The following is a 14,860-nucleotide window of genomic DNA, read 5'->3' as shown; positions in this document are numbered from 1 at the left end:
CAGGGAATGAAAAATGAATAAAAAGGATCAAACCGTTTTTATTACCGGTGCCGGCCGCGGCGTGGGCATGGCCATGGCGCAGGAGTTTGCCGCTCAGGGCTATGATCTTATTTTAAACTATCGAAAAGATCAGGGGAAAAGCGCAGCCGGACTACAACAGTTTCTGGTATCGCCCGCCGCGCAGCAGGTGTCGGTCAGACTGGCGAAGGCTGATATCAGCGAACCGCGTGAAATTGCTGAAATGGTTAAAAAATTGAAGCAGGACGGCGTGGAGCGAATCGACCATTTAGTCCTTAATGCCGCCAGCGCACCGTTTAAGCCCTTTAGCGAGATGACCCGTAGCGACTGGAAACTGCTGCTGAATGGCAACATCATCGGAAATAATAGCTGCGTTAACGAAATTGTACCGCTGATGCCTGTCGGCGGTTCAATCTGCATCATATCCAGTATGGGCAGCCGTCGTGTATTACCCGATTATCCGCTGGGCATTGTGAAGTCGGCGCTTGAGTCGCTGGTTGGCTATCTTGAGGTGGAACTCTATGCAAAGGGCATCCGCGTCAATGGCCTGTGTGCGGGTATGGTTAACACCGATATGGCGGAATATCTGCAAAAACTCTGGCCAGAGCTGTACGCGCGATATGAACACAGTCCGCGCCGCTGGCTGATTGAGCCGAAAGAAGTCGCGGATATCGCAGCCTTTTTAATCTCTCCTCAGTCCAGCGCTATTCGCGGCACCACACTTGTTGCCGATCTTGGCATGTCGCTGTCGGCCTGAGGTGGAAAAATGCTGCCATTACTACTCCTGCTCCTGCTGTCAGCCCCTTTGCAGGCGGAAGATCGGCCGCCGGTGCTCTCACTGGATCGCGAGCAGCTGTCGCAAATCACGCAAGAAGACAGCAAAGCCAGAGAGATCATCCGTCGCGCCGACCGTGTTCGTGCTCCGGACAAACCCTTCCGCTATACGCTGACGCTAACGGAGCATAAGAACGGCAGGGATTTGACGGAAAAGCAGCAGGTGCTGGATATCTCAATGCGCTTCTATAAACCGGATGAGCAGCGCGAAAAAGGCGAAGCGCGCGCGCTGGTGCGCTTCGTCTCCCCCGTGAGAGACAAGGGTAAAGTACTGCTCTCCGATCTTGATAAAATGTGGTATTTCGCGCCGGAACTGCGTCGTCCCATTCCTATTTCGCGCCAGCAACGCCTGCTGGGCCAGGTCTCGAATGGCGATGTGGTCGCAGCGGACTTCGACTACTCCTACGTTTCCACCCTGTTGGGCACGGAAGCGTGTAACGAAACCAAATGCTACAAGCTGTCGTTAACCCGCCGGTGGCCGTCAGTCCCCTATCCCGCCATTACTTACTGGGTCGAAGTCGGCACGTATTACCCTCAGCAGATAGATTTCCTTTCTACGGAAGGACGGCTGATTAAGCGCTCTCGCTACCATAACTATACCGACGCGTTGGGCGTAATGCGTCCGGCAACAATTATCGTAGAAGATGCGCTGCGAAAAGATAACTGGACCACCATGACGTACAGCGATCTGATGCTGGAATCGCTGCCTGAAAGCTATTTTCAGAAAGACTATTTAAGCCGGGGCAGCCAATGAAACAGCCTGGTTTACTGGTGTTTCTTATGCCTTTGGCGGCGCTGGCGGATGTGGGTTGCCAATCTCCCAGAGGGAATGTGGGTCTGGAAGGAGTGCAATTAAGCAGTAGCCGTACACAGTGGAACGATCATGACAACGCATTCAAACACAACACGTTGCTAAACGTTTACGGTTCGGCTTCGCTTAACTGTTATGCCGGAGAAGCACTCACTTTTAAAGGCGAAGCCAACGGCGAGTTCATTTGGCACCGTCATCAGCCGGGTTCGCTACAGGATCGCCGTCGTCAGGGAAGAATGTTTTATAACCTGGCGGCGCTCAGTTGGGCCGCTCGTGAAAATCTGTTTATTGACGCAGGAAAAATACGACGGCGTTACGGTTATCTCTATACCGTATCGCCACTGGATCTTTTGCGTAACCCTCACGGGGCATTTCGCAGCGTTCACGTTAATGCCGCAGGCGATAGCTGGCCCGCTTTTTACGATGAAGGATCGTGGGGGATCTCCGCCAGTTTATTGACGGCCTCCGGCAGTTGGGATGCGGTGATCCTGCCCCGGCTGACGCAGGAAAATACGGATATTGATGCTGACTACCACGAGAGCTCGCTTAAAAGAACTAATGCTCAGGATCGCTATCTTTTCAGCTATTCGACAAGTGGGCTGGCGAACAGAACCTCAACGATATCGCTGCTCGCCGGTGCGCAAAAGCGCCTTTCTGCCGGCGTGAATTACATGCTGAACGACAACTGGGTGCTCAATCTTGAAGGGGGATTCGCGAAGGGTCAAACCTGGCGCCACCTTCAAAAAGAGGCCACCCAGGGACTGCACAGCTACGATGCTTCGGCAACAAAAGAGCCGTTTAGTCGACGTTCAGGCGGTGTCACCGGCGATATTGGCGGCGGCGTGCGCTATACCAGCAGCGAACAAATTGAATCAGGCGTTGAGTATTATGGCCAGAGTCAGGGTTACTCTCGCAGTGAATGGCGGCAGTTAACGCGGGATGTTGCCTTTGCGAACGGCGGCTATATCAACCCCCGTTATCCCATAACCTCATTGCCCATCGTGCAGGATGGCTTTCGCCTTTATTCACGTTTAATGGCCGCTGAAATTGACCGAACCGGCCGACAGGGCGCATTACAAACCAAACACTATCTTATGCTGTTTAACAGCCGAAATCGTAGTGAAACAGGCGCATTGAACTGGCGAACATCAGCGATCGCTAACCTGACGGACGGAAGCGTGTTAACAACTATGCAGGTGAGTAGCCCGGTCAGGGATGACACGGAAATTTATACAGGTACAACACTCAGTTTTGGGCGTGCTGGCAGCGAATTTAGCTTATTTGGCGAAAAAGGACTTTATTATGCAGGATTACGCTATTTCTGGTAACGGTGAACGACAATGGATGGTGCTGTTTGCTGGCCAGGGTTCGGCACAACCCGGCATGGGTGCCGATATTATCGATCGCTCAGCGGCTACCCGCCAGGTATTTGAATGCGCCAGTGATATAACCGGCATGGATGTTCGCAAACTTTGCCTGAAAGGACCGATGACGCGTTTAACGCAAACGCGATATCAACAAATCGCCATTACCGCATTTAATGTCGCGGCGGTAACCGCACTGAAAGAACAAGAAAAACTGCCTGTTACAGCCTGCGCTGGCCATAGCGCTGGCGAATACTCAGCGCTGTGGCTGGCGGGTGTTTTTACGCAGGAAAGCCTGTTCAGGGCGATTGCCGGGCGTGCGGCTATCATGCAGCGGCTGGCGACTGAAAATAAAGGCGCCATGTATCACATTCAGGGTTTGTGCAGAAACACGCTGTCGACGCTGATCGGCGAGCTTGGACTACGCCCGACTTTGCAGGTAGCGTGCGACAATGCAGCCGATCGCCAGGTGGTTGCGGGCAACATTGACGCAATGAAAACCCTGGTCAGTGCCCTGCTGTCAAGAGGCATCGCACCCACTAAACTGGCGGTAAATGGTGCATGGCATTGCGAACTGATGGCCGCAGGTGTAGCGGAACTTCGCCAACTTTTGTCATCTCTGCCGCTAAAAGCACCTGAGATTGCTGTTTATATGAATCGCACCGCACAGCCTGAAACCTGTCCGGAGGCGATTATCGACCATCTTGCGCATCATTTGACAGACCCGGTGCGCTGGCGCGAAACGATGGTGCATTGCCAGCAGACTGCGCAGCATAACTTTCTTGAAATCAGCGCAAAAAAATTCCTGTTAACACTACTGGACGAAAACAGACTTACGCACGGTAAATATCATTACCGTGATTTATTATTACCTCTGAATTCTGTATAAGGCATTGCGAATAATGATCCCGACCTATTTCCGTTTCATCAATCGGCATAATGTATTCTTCGCGATTGGCTGCTTTATTTCTGTCGCAATTCTGATGACTTCTCTGGTCAGGAATACACTTTATGCCACCCCGCAAGAGATGTTTACTGGCCTGACGGCCATTGCGGTATCTTTCGCGTGGACAATGGCCAGAGAAGGACGGGCTTACTGGATGTATACCATCTGTACGATGCGCATGTATGAAAATAAGCAGACTATTGAACAATTAGCAAAAAAAACCATTGGAGATATAACTATCTGGCTTGCAAAGCCTTTATGCAGCGCAGGAATATCGATAGCGACATCCATAGTACTATATGGCATTAGCATGTTGCTTCCGGATTATTTAATTACCGGCTGGCTGCTTTTTTGTGGAGTAATTATCCTGCCATATGGAATCTTTGTTTTACATAAAAAAACGCTCCATGCTTATATTCAAAAAGTAATTTTACATATTTCAAAACGAACTTTATTGAAAATAAAAAGAAGGCGCATAACCCATTATCTCGTTGAAGATATCGTCATAGTGCTCATGGTTAATCTTGCACTGGTGCTTCCCCTCTCCAGCAAGCCTGACTTTAGCGTAACGGCAGGTATTGACTCACCAGCTTTTATTATTGCAATGATTATTCTAATGGAGATTGTAACTGGCTTTATGCTGCTGGTCGCGCAGCGAAGCCGACGGTACATTTTCTGCGGAGAAATTATTTCTGAAGCGCTTGTTAACCTGACGTCAAAAAAATATCTGAAAACCGCGATAAAAAGCAGAATAATTTTCTGGATGAGCATCACCCTTGCGTGGACATGCTCTGCCTGCCTGATTTTATCCAGTTTCAGTAACGCTCAATTCTGGGCAGTCTATTTATGTTGCCTGCTGATACCATTAATGATATTTAGTATTGAAAAATATAACGTCCTTAAACGCGACTATCATCAGGCAAAGAAAATCCTGCATGATCTTAGTCAGTTTAAACCTGCCGATGTGGATAATTAAAAAAACCACGTCTCAGGACGTGGTTTAATTAGTTCAGAAATGACAGAATATTATGCGGAAGGCTGACGACGATCCCTGGCTTGCTGAGCAATATCAAGGCCGTTTTGTACCATACCTAAGATACCTTCACGCATGAAGACCAGCGTCATAATAGGTGATAAGCCGATGAGTGCCGCGATTCCCGCACCTAAACTCATGCCAGCACCTCTGAAGTTTGTCTCGAAATTGCCAAACATTGCCAGCGCTTCATCGACGAGTTCACCGACAACAAAACCAATGAAAGCACCAATCGGCGCTGTAATGATACCGAATATTCCACCACTGGTCTGGTGTATTTCTTTAACAGTGAGTTCCCTCATTTTTTACTCCTTCCTTATTAAGTAGAATTAATACTCTTAGAAACAACACACTTACTTTACTACAACGCTTATTCCCACCAGTAATAAATAAACTGGATGGTTATAAGCCCATTCTTGCTAAGGCTTCATGAAAAATAGCCGTCAGCACGCTGGCGCCGAAGTTAATTAAGTTTGATATAATATCAGGTATGAAGTTAAGCATAGCATTCACCGGCCCGCTAATAAAACCACAAATAGCATCCATGATAAAATCAAAAGCATTTTCACTACCGCTGCCACTGACACAAAGCACTTCATGATGGTTTAAGGTGCGCATTAAGATCCCTCTTATTTCACTATGATGCCCCGAAGATTTTAATCGGGAGTTTTACCAGCTGAATTTTATAACAAAACAATAATGATATACAACTTATTTAGTCCTGTCAGAATACCAGAAAAGCGTACTGAATCTTACTTCATAATACTCCAGATGATTAATTTAATATTCCGTCAAATTTCTCACACATGCAAATAACTTTATTACTATATAAAGTTATTTTTTTCAATGCCAATATATATGGGGAGGATTTCTTATGATCTGAAAATCCTCACTATAAAATTTCCCATAACCCCCGACCCCATCAAATAAGGAAATATCATATGCGGGATAAAAATCAAAAGAAATCACCGATCTATAGTGCATTTATTGCAACGTTGATCGCATCAGGATACAGCATTCAGAGCTATTCAGCCATAATTCCTGATATGAATCATCCCCAGTCACCAAAAATTATTTCAAGCAATAATGGAACAACAGTTGTAAATATTAATCCTGTTTCTGGGAATGGGCTCTCTCATAATGTTTATTCTAACTTTGATGTAGGCATGAAGGGCGTTGTCTTAAACAACGGAACTCAGGCCAGCAACACGCAACTGGCTGGCAACATAGCTGCCAATGAAAGGCTTGCCGGGCAGTCAGCCTCTATTATTTTGAATGAAGTCACCAGTGGTCTCCCAAGCATTCTCGCCGGTATGGTCGAAGTTGCCGGTGAAAAAGCGCAGGTTATCGTTGCAAACCCCGCAGGTATTACCTGTAGCGGTTGTGGATTCATCAACACACAACGCTCAACCCTGGCGACCGGTAAAGCGCTTATTGACAATGGCGTGCTCAAAAGTTTTGATATTAAAGGCGGGCAAGTTGATATCAAAGGCAAAGGTCTGATCGACCATGATTCATCCTACACCGATATCCTGACGAATATGCTCAAAGTCAGCGCAGCATTAAAAGCCGAAAACCTGCGAATTGTTACCGGAAAGAACGCTGTTGATAATGATACGCTTAATGTGACTAAAACAGGTCAGAATAACAGTTGGTTTGGCAATAAAGTTGCCGTCGATGTGACCGCGCTGGGGGGCATTCAGGCCGATCGTATTACGATGATTGCGACTGAAGAAGGCTTTGGCGTAAAAAACGCAGGTCTGCTTCAGTCAACGCTGAATGATATTACGATCACTACAGCAGGCTATCTGAGTAATAATGGCGTCATTGATGCTGCCAGTGATCTAACCACGACGCTCAAAGGAAATTTAAGCAACAGCGGGCGCATTAAAAGTGGCAGAAATATGGTGCTATCAACACAGGGGAACAATTTTGAAAACGCCGGCGAATTGGTTTCCACTGGACACTTAACTATTCAAAGTGGAAAACTGGTTAATAAAGCCTCGATAAGGAGTGCGGGCGATCTGGTTATCAATACCGGTAAAGGCGACCTTGAAAACGGCGCAAGCGGTCGCTCTGCGGAACTGGTAAGTCAACGAGCCATAAATATCTCGGCGGCTAATCTGAAAAACGTCAACGATTCTGTCATTTATGCCAGGCAGGAATTTACGCTCGAAACAGATCATATCAATAACGAAACTGGACGGTTGCTCAGCGAAGGGGATATGGAGATAAAGGCAAACTCCCTGTGGAATTATCGCGGCGGTCTGTATGCTACAAATAATATGCTGCTGAACATCGATAAGCTTGATCTGAGTTATAGTGGCATCACAACCGGTCAGGATCTTACCATTAACGCCACTAAAATTGACAATCGGATGGGCGGCATTGAAACAGGTGGAAAAACCACCCTGAACGCGACTGATTCCGTTATAAACGATACTGCCGCCATCGCAACGGGCGAGCTGATCATTAATACCAACAAACTCAGCAATACGGGTGGTATCCTGGTTTCAAAAGGCGATATGAAGATTGATGCAAAGTCAGTCGTCAATCGCTATAAGACGCTATATGGTCCGATGTTTGGCGTCTGGCTGGAAAATATCGAGATTGATGTTGAGGGTGGCATCGTTAGCGGAGGCGCGCTTAATCTTAAAACCGAGCGACTGAGTAATCAGCAGAGCCGGATCCTCAGTAATAACGATATGACGATCAATGCAAATTCAGTTGATAACGCGAATGCCGATATTTTAAGCAAACAGAGTGCCATCCTTAACATTAAAGAGATGCGCAATCAAAATGGCAATGTGAAGGCCGGGCAGGATCTGCTTATGACAACGCATGCTATTAACGGAACCTCTGGCTTATTACAGGCCGAAAATGATCTTCAGCTAAAGGTTGACCAGGCTTTTTCAAATTATCAAAATATCTCTGCCGGGAATGATATTACTCTTGATATTGATGGCGGTTTTCATAACTGGAGTACGGTGAGGGCGGGTAATAATATCGATATTACTGCATCACAGCTTGGAAATTATCTGTTTAACCGCATCTATGCGGATAACAAGGTAAACCTGAACGTCGATGGCATCGTTTTTAACATCGGCTCCATTGACTCAGGTAATAAATCGGGTGAGTAGCTGCTGATTTTGTAGATAAGCTCTTCGCGTGCGTCCGCATTGGGTGGACGCACGCAAACGATCTGACGAACGTATAGCTGTGTAAATACCCACCACCATTGCGGCCTTCTCGCTTCATTTTTCAGCGCCATTCCCCTATCCTGTCCCCTTACTCTGGGCTCAGGACAATAATGATGAAACGGACAAAAAATATTAATCATGCCTCCTTTCGCAAAAGCTGGAGCGCACGACACTTAACACCCGTCGCTTTCGCCGTCAGCGCTGTTTTTATGCTTGCCGGTTGTGAGCAGGCGGATGAAACGGTTTCGCTTTATCAGAATGCCGACGACTGCTCAAGCGCCAATCCTGGCAAAAGCGAGCAGTGCACCACCGCATTTAACGACGCGCAAAAAGAGGCGGCCAAAACCGCGCCGAAATACGCCAGCCGCGAAGAGTGTGTGGCAGAGTTTGGCGAAGGCCAGTGCCAGCAGGCACCCGCGCAGGCCGGTGTCGGCAACACCAATGCCGAGTCGCAGCAGAGCGGCAGCTTCTGGATGCCGCTGATGGCCGGTTATATGATGGGTCGCATGATGGGCGGCAGCGGTCGCGTTGCGCCTCAGCCGCTGTTTACTTCTCGTGCGCCAAACAGTCCTGCTAACGGTAAATTCGTTGACGCCGCGGGCAAAAGCTTCGGCAATGCGACCCCGGGGCGCACTATGACCGTACCGAAAACCGCACTGGCGCCAAAACCGGCGACCACCAGTACGGTGACCCGTGGCGGCTTTGGCGAAAGCGTGGCGAAGCAGTCGACTATGCAACGCAGCAGCGCGACCTCAGGTTCACGTCGCTCCTTTGGAGGCTGACGGGTGAAACGTTTACCCATCACGGAACGTCCCGGCTGGCGTGAAAAAGCAACGGAATATGGATTTCGTTTTCATACCATGCACGGTGAACCGTACTGGTGTGAAGACGCTTACTATCAGTTTACGTTGCAACAGGTTGAGACGCTGGAAAACGTGACCAGCGAACTGCATCAGATGTGTTTACAGGTGGTGGAAAAAGTCGTTAACAGTGAAGAACTGTTAACGAAATTTCGCATTCCAAAGCATACCTGGAACTTTGTGCGCGATTCATGGAAATCCAGCCAGCCCTCGCTCTATTCCCGTCTTGACCTTGCATGGGATGGTAAGACGGACGCAAAGCTGTTGGAGAACAACGCCGACACGCCGACCTCCCTCTACGAAGCCGCTTTTTTTCAATGGTTATGGCTTGAGGATCAGCTTAACGCCGGAAATCTGCCCGCGCAGAGCGACCAGTTCAACAGCCTGCAAGAGAAGCTGATTGAGCGCTTTACTGCGCTGCATCAGCAGCACGGATTTAGCTGGCTGCATTTCGCCTGCTGCCGCGATACGGAAGAAGATCGCGGCACGGTGCAATATCTTCAGGATTGCGCGACGGAAGCCGGTCTGCCCAGTGAATTTCTCTATATTGACGATATTGGCTTGGGCGAAAAAGGTCAGTTCACCGACGTTGACGACCAGGTGATCGGCAATTTATTTAAACTCTATCCGTGGGAGTTTATGCTGCGCGAAACGTTTTCCACCAAGCTGGAAGACGCGGGCGTGCGCTGGCTGGAACCGGCCTGGAAAAGCATCATTTCGAATAAGGCGCTGCTACCGCTGCTGTGGCAAATGTTCCCCAATCATCCCAATCTGCTTCCCGCCTGGTTTGCGGATGATAATGTTCCGCACCTGGACAAATACGTGATCAAGCCGCTGTTTTCCCGGGAGGGTGCAAATATTCGCATTATCGATAACGGTAAAGAGATTGCCCGCGTCGACGGCCCGTATGGCGAAGAAGGTATGATTGTGCAGCAGTTTCATCCGCTACCGAAATTTGGCGATAGCTACACGTTAATCGGCAGCTGGCTGATAGACGATCAGCCTGCCGGGATCGGCCTGCGGGAAGATCGCGCGCTGATCACCCAGGATCTTTCACGCTTCTATCCGCACGCCTTTATCGGGTAATGCGTTAAATCAGGGCGGCAGTTGACCGCCCTTCAGCCTGCCTGCACTGACAGCATGCTTAACGATCCCATGATAAGACCCTCAACCGGTATCGAAACAGCCTCATCGTGGTCGCGCGCGCCCAGAACATACAACAACGGTAGATAGTGTTCCGGCGTCGGATTCGACAGCGCTGCGCCGTCGTGCTGCATAAAGTTAACCAGCGGATGCTGTTCTGCCGGCCCTTCCCAGCCAACATTGTCGCGAACGTAGCAATCAAACGACCGGGCCCAGGGATAGGGTTCCGCCTCGCCCTGAAAGCGTGCCGTGCGCAGATTATGCACCACGTTGCCGCTGGCGACGATCATCACGCCCTGTTCGCGTAGCACTGCCAGCTTGCGACCCAGTTCAAAGTGCCATAACGGCGGCTTTGTGGCGTCCACGCTCAGCTGTACAACCGGAATGTCCGCATCCGGATACATTTTGATCAATACGCCCCATGAGCCGTGATCCAATCCCCACGCCAGATCCTGCTGCACGGCCAGCGGCGAGAGCGCGTCAGCTATCTTACGCGCCAGCGCGGGCGAACCGGGCGCAGGATAGTGCGTATCGAACAGCGCCTGCGGAAAGCCGCCAAAATCGTGAATGGTGCGCGGTTTTTCCATGGCAGTGACGGCAGTACCGTTTGTGTACCAGTGTGCGGAAACGGCGAGGATCGCCTCTGGCCGCGGCAGCGTTTCTCCCAGTCTGCGCCAGGCCTGGGTCCAGGTATTCTCTTCCAGCACGTTCATCGGGCTGCCGTGTCCGAGAAAAAGCGCGGGCATGCGTAACTTACTCATTGTAAATACCCTCTACGAATTACCTTAATGATGGCTACATTACGCGCTTTTTCGTCGTGATAAACGCGGAGAGTCATGATGAAGATTTTCAGGAAATTTGACGAACAGGTAACGTTTCTTTACGAACGGAGTGCTAAATTGTCTGCAATGTATAGCCAAGGCTATACTTTTCATTTTGTGAGGGGAGAAACGCATGTCCGTGCCGCTGTTATTGACCGTGCTCGCCGGTGGCGCCACTTTTATCGGCGCGTTTCTGGGCGTGATCGGGCAGAAACCTTCAAACCGCGTGCTGGCTTTTTCGCTTGGTTTTGCCGCCGGGATAATGCTGCTTATCTCGCTGATGGAGATGCTGCCTGCCGCACTGAATGCGCAGGGCATGTCGCCGGTTCTCGGTTACGGCATGTTTATCGCCGGGCTGCTGGGCTATTACGCACTCGATCGCCTGCTGCCTCATCAGCATCCGCAGGATTTGTCCGCGTCTCCCGACACACCAGCCAGCCTGCGTCGCACTGCTATCTTACTCACGCTCGGCATCAGCCTGCATAATTTTCCTGAGGGCGTGGCCACTTACGTTACCGCCAGCAGCGATATTAAACTCGGCTTTGGCATTGCGCTGGCCGTTGCCATCCATAACATTCCCGAAGGGCTGGCCGTTGCCGGGCCAATGTTTGCCGCAACCGGCTCAAAGCGTAAAGCGTTATTTTGGGCAGGGTTGTCGGGCATGGCGGAAATTGCGGGCGGCGTGATGGCGTTCATGCTGCTCGGCCCGTTGCTGTCGCCAGTGGTAATGGGCGCGGTAATGGCGGCGGTGGCTGGCATTATGGTCGCGCTTTCCGTGGATGAACTGATGCCGCTGGCGCGTGACGTCGATCCGCACGGTAATCCGAGCTACGGCGTGCTGTGCGGCATGACGGTAATGGAATTCAGCCTGACGCTGCTACAAAGCAGCGGCGTCGGTTAAGCATAAAAAAACCGGGCCAGGCCCGGTTTTTAACGTGTCGGCTTTGCTCAGCTTGCCTGACGGGTTTCGTGGCTGCGGCGCCACGCCACCAGATCCTCAATCGTCACCACCGGCATAGCATGCTGTTTAGCGAAAACCACCGCTTCCGGCGCGTGAGCCATTGAGCCATCATCATTGGTCAGTTCACACAATACGCCTGCCGGTTTGAAACCGGCCAGGGTGACCAGATCGATAGTGGCTTCGGTGTGACCACCGCGGGTCAGCACGCCGCCTTCACGCGCGCGCAGCGGGAAAACATGACCGGGGCGATTCAGATCGCCGGGTTTCGCGTCATCTGCAATGGCAGCGCGAATGGTGGTGATCCGGTCTTTCGCCGATACGCCGGTCGTCACGCCTTTTGCTGCTTCGATGGTAACGGTAAAACCGGTGCCGTAGGCGCTTGTGTTATCTTCAACCATCATCGGCAGCTCAAGCTGGCGGCGGCGATCTTCGGTCAGACAGAGGCAAACGATGCCGCTGCCGTGACGAATGGTCAGCGCCATCTGCTCAACTGTCATGGTTTCGGCGGCAAAAATCATGTCGCCTTCGTTTTCGCGATCTTCATCATCCAGCACCATTACGCCGCGACCGTCGCGCAGTGCGGCAATGGCTCGTTCCACACGCTGTTCAGGCGTGCCAAATTCAGAAAGTAGCGTCTGATTCATGGTAATAAAACCTTATAAAATTTATGGGTTACCAGAACCAGGGCGTGCTTAGGAGTGTCAAACGGTGACAAAAAATAACGGCAAGGCGGGCGCAGGCCCGACAGATGCGTTACCCTCTCCCATCCGGACTTTAACCGTCGGCCCCGGAATCACACCGGATCTGCTGACCTTCAGGCCAGGAAGCCTGAAGCGCTCGCGGGCTTTCAGCGTGAGCTGATTTACCGCCGGTGGGGAATTTCGCCCCGCCCTGAGAATAAGCACGATTACTATAACCCTGAAAAAACAACAGGGCAATGTACAAAATGTGCCTGTCGTTATCCATTTTCCGGCTTTGGCTTTTTCGGGTTTATCCTTTCAGGTTATGGCATTACACTTAATAAAATTTGCCGCTATCAGGAAGCCGCCATGATCGACCCTAAAAAAATTGAACAGCTCGCACGTCAGGTCCATGAATCCATGCCGAAAGGCATTCGCGAGTTTGGCGACGACGTAGAGAAAAGGATCCGCCAAACGCTTCAGTCACAGCTGACCCGTCTGGATCTGGTAAATCGTGAAGAGTTTGATGTGCAGACGCAGGTGCTGCTGCGCACGCGTGAGAAACTGGCGGCGCTGGAACAGCGTATTGCCGATCTTGAAAGCCGCGGCGCGGTGCCGCAAAGTGCTGCCCCCGTCGCCGGGGTGCTCAAAACGGAAGATTTATAAGCGAAAAAGGGCGCCTTATGCGCCCTTTTTACTTATTATCCCCTCACGTTTGCGAACGGATAGTTTTGATGATGTTGCTGGTTGAGATACCGTCTTCGAAATTCAGCACGCGCACGTCGCCGCCGTTGGCCCAAACCTCTTTACTACCCGCAATCTCTTCCGGCTTGTAATCTCCGCCTTTCACCAGCAGATCCGGCAGCACGTCGGCAATCAGCCGCTGCGGCGTGTCTTCCTCGAAAGCGACCACCCAGTCGACCGCCTCCAGCGCGCCCAGCACAATCATACGGTTAACCAGTGGATTAACCGGACGGCTCTCGCCCTTGAGACGTTTGGTTGATGCATCGCTGTTGACCGCCACGATCAGCCGATCGCCCAGCTTACGCGCGTTAGCCAGATAGGAGACATGCCCGGCGTGCAGAATGTCGAAACAGCCGTTGGTCATTACCACCTTTTCGCCGCGCTGACGCGCCAGCGCCACCGCGTCTTTAAGCTGCTCTTCGTTCATCACGCCAAAGCCCGACTCAGGACGGGCGCGGATCGCATTTTCCAGTTCAACGGTGGAAACGGTAGAAGTACCCAGTTTGCCGACCACCACGCCCGCCGCCGCGTTAGCGAGGAAGCAGCTCTCCTCCAGCGTGTTGCCTGCCGCCAGCGCCGCCGCCAGCACACCAATCACCGTATCGCCTGCCCCGGTGACGTCATAAACTTCCTGCGCCTGGGTCGGCAGGTGGAACGGCGCCTTGCCCGGCTGGAGCAGCGTCATACCATTTTCTGAACGCGTCACCAGTAGCGCAGAGAGTTCGAACTGCTGCATCAGCGCCATTCCGCGCGACACGATCTCTTCTTCACTGGCGCACTTGCCCGCGACGGCTTCAAATTCCGACAGATTCGGCGTCAGAATCGTGGCGCCGCGATAGCGCTCAAAGTCCGTGCCTTTCGGGTCGACCAGTACCGGCACCTTCGCGTCGCGCGCGATGCGGATAATCGTTTCGACGCTGGCCAGCGCGCCCTTGGCGTAATCAGAGAGCACCAGTGCGCCTGCATCAGACAGCGACTGACGAATACGCTGATGCAAAGGTTCAGGATCGATCCCCTCAAAGCCCTCTTCAAAATCAAGCCGGATAAGCTGCTGGTTGCGCGAAAGTACGCGCAGTTTGGTAATGGTCGGGTGGGTGGAAACGGCCACAAAATCACACTGTACGTTTACGCCGGTGAGCGTGCTGTTCAGCGCCCGGGCTGCATCGTCGGTGCCGGTCAGGCCCACCAGCCGGGAGGACGCGCCAAGCGACGCGATATTCATAGCCACGTTTGCTGCACCGCCGGGACGCTCTTCCACGCTATCCACTTTCACCACCGGAACCGGCGCTTCCGGCGAGATGCGGCTGGTTGGACCGTACCAGTAGCGATCCAGCATCACGTCGCCAACTACCAGAACACCCGCACGCTTAAAATTGGGCAGCGTAATTTTCATTCCAGATACTCCAGGCCGAAGTCAAAAATAGTGCGCGCGATAATATCACAAG

General features: G+C 51.4%; 15 protein-coding genes and 1 riboswitch. Of the genes, 10 read left to right on the top strand and 5 right to left on the bottom strand.

Annotation, left to right across the window (positions count from 1 at the left end):
• Positions 1 to 13 precede the first annotated feature (13 nt).
• Genes GS12_RS01570 through GS12_RS01550 form a run of 5 tightly spaced genes read left to right on the top strand, consistent with a single transcriptional unit; the run spans position 14 to position 4,949 of the window.
• Complete coding sequence (locus tag GS12_RS01570) at positions 14 to 775, top strand: SDR family oxidoreductase (RefSeq protein ID WP_034943335.1); 762 nt, start codon at positions 14 to 16, stop codon at positions 773 to 775.
• Positions 776 to 784: 9 nt separating this feature from the next.
• A complete protein-coding gene (locus GS12_RS01565) occupies positions 785 to 1,606 on the top strand; it encodes an outer membrane lipoprotein-sorting protein (protein WP_084089535.1) in 822 nt (273 codons plus the stop codon).
• Entirely contained in the window at positions 1,603 to 2,991 is a 1,389-nt protein-coding gene (locus GS12_RS01560; RefSeq protein WP_034943333.1) for a hypothetical protein, read from the top strand. The genes GS12_RS01565 and GS12_RS01560 overlap by 4 nt, the downstream gene beginning before the upstream one ends.
• On the top strand, positions 2,966 to 3,916 hold the full coding sequence (locus GS12_RS01555) for an ACP S-malonyltransferase (RefSeq protein ID WP_052118318.1): 951 nt from the start codon (positions 2,966 to 2,968) through the stop codon (positions 3,914 to 3,916). The genes GS12_RS01560 and GS12_RS01555 overlap by 26 nt, the downstream gene beginning before the upstream one ends.
• Before the next feature lie 13 nt (positions 3,917 to 3,929).
• Positions 3,930 to 4,949 (top strand): hypothetical protein, encoded by a 1,020-nt coding sequence (locus GS12_RS01550; RefSeq protein WP_034943331.1) that lies wholly within the window; start codon positions 3,930 to 3,932, stop codon positions 4,947 to 4,949.
• 50 nt (positions 4,950 to 4,999) lie between these two features.
• Here the strand turns inward: GS12_RS01550 and GS12_RS01545 are convergent, their stop codons facing one another.
• Entirely contained in the window at positions 5,000 to 5,308 is a 309-nt protein-coding gene (locus GS12_RS01545) for a hypothetical protein (protein WP_034917063.1), read from the bottom strand.
• Between the two features lie 100 nt (positions 5,309 to 5,408).
• A complete protein-coding gene (locus GS12_RS01540; RefSeq protein WP_034917064.1) occupies positions 5,409 to 5,624 on the bottom strand; it encodes a hypothetical protein in 216 nt (71 codons plus the stop codon).
• A 323-nt stretch (positions 5,625 to 5,947) separates the two neighbouring features.
• Here GS12_RS01540 and GS12_RS01535 point away from each other — a divergent pair, with 323 nt between their 5' ends.
• From GS12_RS01535 to GS12_RS01525, 3 genes are all read left to right on the top strand, one after another.
• Positions 5,948 to 8,146, top strand: coding sequence for a filamentous hemagglutinin N-terminal domain-containing protein (locus tag GS12_RS01535; RefSeq protein WP_034943330.1), 2,199 nt, complete (start codon positions 5,948 to 5,950; stop codon positions 8,144 to 8,146).
• Positions 8,147 to 8,319: 173 nt separating this feature from the next.
• The gene (locus GS12_RS01530; protein WP_034943328.1) at positions 8,320 to 8,988 is read left to right on the top strand and encodes a DUF1190 family protein; all 669 of its coding nucleotides are present in this window, start codon (positions 8,320 to 8,322) and stop codon (positions 8,986 to 8,988) included.
• A 3-nt stretch (positions 8,989 to 8,991) separates the two neighbouring features.
• On the top strand, positions 8,992 to 10,152 hold the full coding sequence (locus GS12_RS01525) for a glutathionylspermidine synthase family protein (protein WP_034943326.1): 1,161 nt from the start codon (positions 8,992 to 8,994) through the stop codon (positions 10,150 to 10,152).
• Between the two features lie 32 nt (positions 10,153 to 10,184).
• Here the strand turns inward: GS12_RS01525 and ygiD are convergent, their stop codons facing one another.
• Complete coding sequence (gene ygiD / locus GS12_RS01520) at positions 10,185 to 10,970, bottom strand: 4,5-DOPA-extradiol-dioxygenase (RefSeq protein WP_034943324.1); 786 nt, start codon at positions 10,968 to 10,970, stop codon at positions 10,185 to 10,187.
• A 193-nt stretch (positions 10,971 to 11,163) separates the two neighbouring features.
• Between ygiD and zupT the strand changes: the two genes are divergently transcribed.
• Entirely contained in the window at positions 11,164 to 11,931 is a 768-nt protein-coding gene (zupT, locus tag GS12_RS01515) for a zinc transporter ZupT (protein ID WP_034943323.1), read from the top strand.
• 47 nt (positions 11,932 to 11,978) lie between these two features.
• Here zupT and ribB read toward each other — a convergent pair whose 3' ends face one another.
• Positions 11,979 to 12,635: a 3,4-dihydroxy-2-butanone-4-phosphate synthase gene (gene ribB / locus GS12_RS01510; RefSeq protein ID WP_034917076.1), complete on the bottom strand. Its 657-nt coding sequence runs from the start codon at positions 12,633 to 12,635 to the stop codon at positions 11,979 to 11,981.
• Positions 12,636 to 12,742: 107 nt separating this feature from the next.
• A riboswitch (FMN riboswitch) is annotated at positions 12,743 to 12,894 on the bottom strand.
• A 146-nt stretch (positions 12,895 to 13,040) separates the two neighbouring features.
• Here ribB and ubiK point away from each other — a divergent pair.
• Positions 13,041 to 13,337, top strand: coding sequence for a ubiquinone biosynthesis accessory factor UbiK (gene ubiK, locus GS12_RS01500; protein ID WP_034917079.1), 297 nt, complete (start codon positions 13,041 to 13,043; stop codon positions 13,335 to 13,337).
• Positions 13,338 to 13,380: 43 nt separating this feature from the next.
• Here the strand turns inward: ubiK and hldE are convergent, their stop codons facing one another.
• A complete protein-coding gene (hldE, locus tag GS12_RS01495) occupies positions 13,381 to 14,808 on the bottom strand; it encodes a bifunctional D-glycero-beta-D-manno-heptose-7-phosphate kinase/D-glycero-beta-D-manno-heptose 1-phosphate adenylyltransferase HldE (protein WP_034943321.1) in 1,428 nt (475 codons plus the stop codon).
• Positions 14,809 to 14,860: the final 52 nt, after the last annotated feature.

It is taken from the genome of Erwinia oleae, from assembly GCF_000770305.1.
Lineage (GTDB): Bacteria > Pseudomonadota > Gammaproteobacteria > Enterobacterales > Enterobacteriaceae > Erwinia > Erwinia oleae.
The sequence above is the reverse complement of the archived record's forward strand: the minus strand, read 5'-3'. Positions and strand labels throughout refer to the sequence as shown.

Excerpts from the sequence above, each read along its gene's own strand:
- ygiD (WP_034943324.1), bottom strand. The coding sequence starts at position 10,970 with ATGAGTAAGTTACGCATGCCCGCGCTTTTTCTCGGACACGGCAGCCCG.
- zupT (WP_034943323.1), top strand. The coding sequence starts at position 11,164 with ATGTCCGTGCCGCTGTTATTGACCGTGCTCGCCGGTGGCGCCACTTTT.
- ubiK (WP_034917079.1), top strand. The coding sequence starts at position 13,041 with ATGATCGACCCTAAAAAAATTGAACAGCTCGCACGTCAGGTCCATGAA.
- GS12_RS01570 (WP_034943335.1), top strand. The coding sequence starts at position 14 with ATGAATAAAAAGGATCAAACCGTTTTTATTACCGGTGCCGGCCGCGGC.
- GS12_RS01540 (WP_034917064.1), bottom strand. The coding sequence starts at position 5,624 with ATGCGCACCTTAAACCATCATGAAGTGCTTTGTGTCAGTGGCAGCGGT.
- GS12_RS01550 (WP_034943331.1), top strand. The coding sequence starts at position 3,930 with ATGATCCCGACCTATTTCCGTTTCATCAATCGGCATAATGTATTCTTC.
- GS12_RS01535 (WP_034943330.1), top strand. The coding sequence starts at position 5,948 with ATGCGGGATAAAAATCAAAAGAAATCACCGATCTATAGTGCATTTATT.
- GS12_RS01530 (WP_034943328.1), top strand. The coding sequence starts at position 8,320 with ATGAAACGGACAAAAAATATTAATCATGCCTCCTTTCGCAAAAGCTGG.
- GS12_RS01555 (WP_052118318.1), top strand. The coding sequence starts at position 2,966 with ATGCAGGATTACGCTATTTCTGGTAACGGTGAACGACAATGGATGGTG.
- hldE (WP_034943321.1), bottom strand. The coding sequence starts at position 14,808 with ATGAAAATTACGCTGCCCAATTTTAAGCGTGCGGGTGTTCTGGTAGTT.
- GS12_RS01565 (WP_084089535.1), top strand. The coding sequence starts at position 785 with ATGCTGCCATTACTACTCCTGCTCCTGCTGTCAGCCCCTTTGCAGGCG.
- GS12_RS01560 (WP_034943333.1), top strand. The coding sequence starts at position 1,603 with ATGAAACAGCCTGGTTTACTGGTGTTTCTTATGCCTTTGGCGGCGCTG.
- ribB (WP_034917076.1), bottom strand. The coding sequence starts at position 12,635 with ATGAATCAGACGCTACTTTCTGAATTTGGCACGCCTGAACAGCGTGTG.
- GS12_RS01545 (WP_034917063.1), bottom strand. The coding sequence starts at position 5,308 with ATGAGGGAACTCACTGTTAAAGAAATACACCAGACCAGTGGTGGAATA.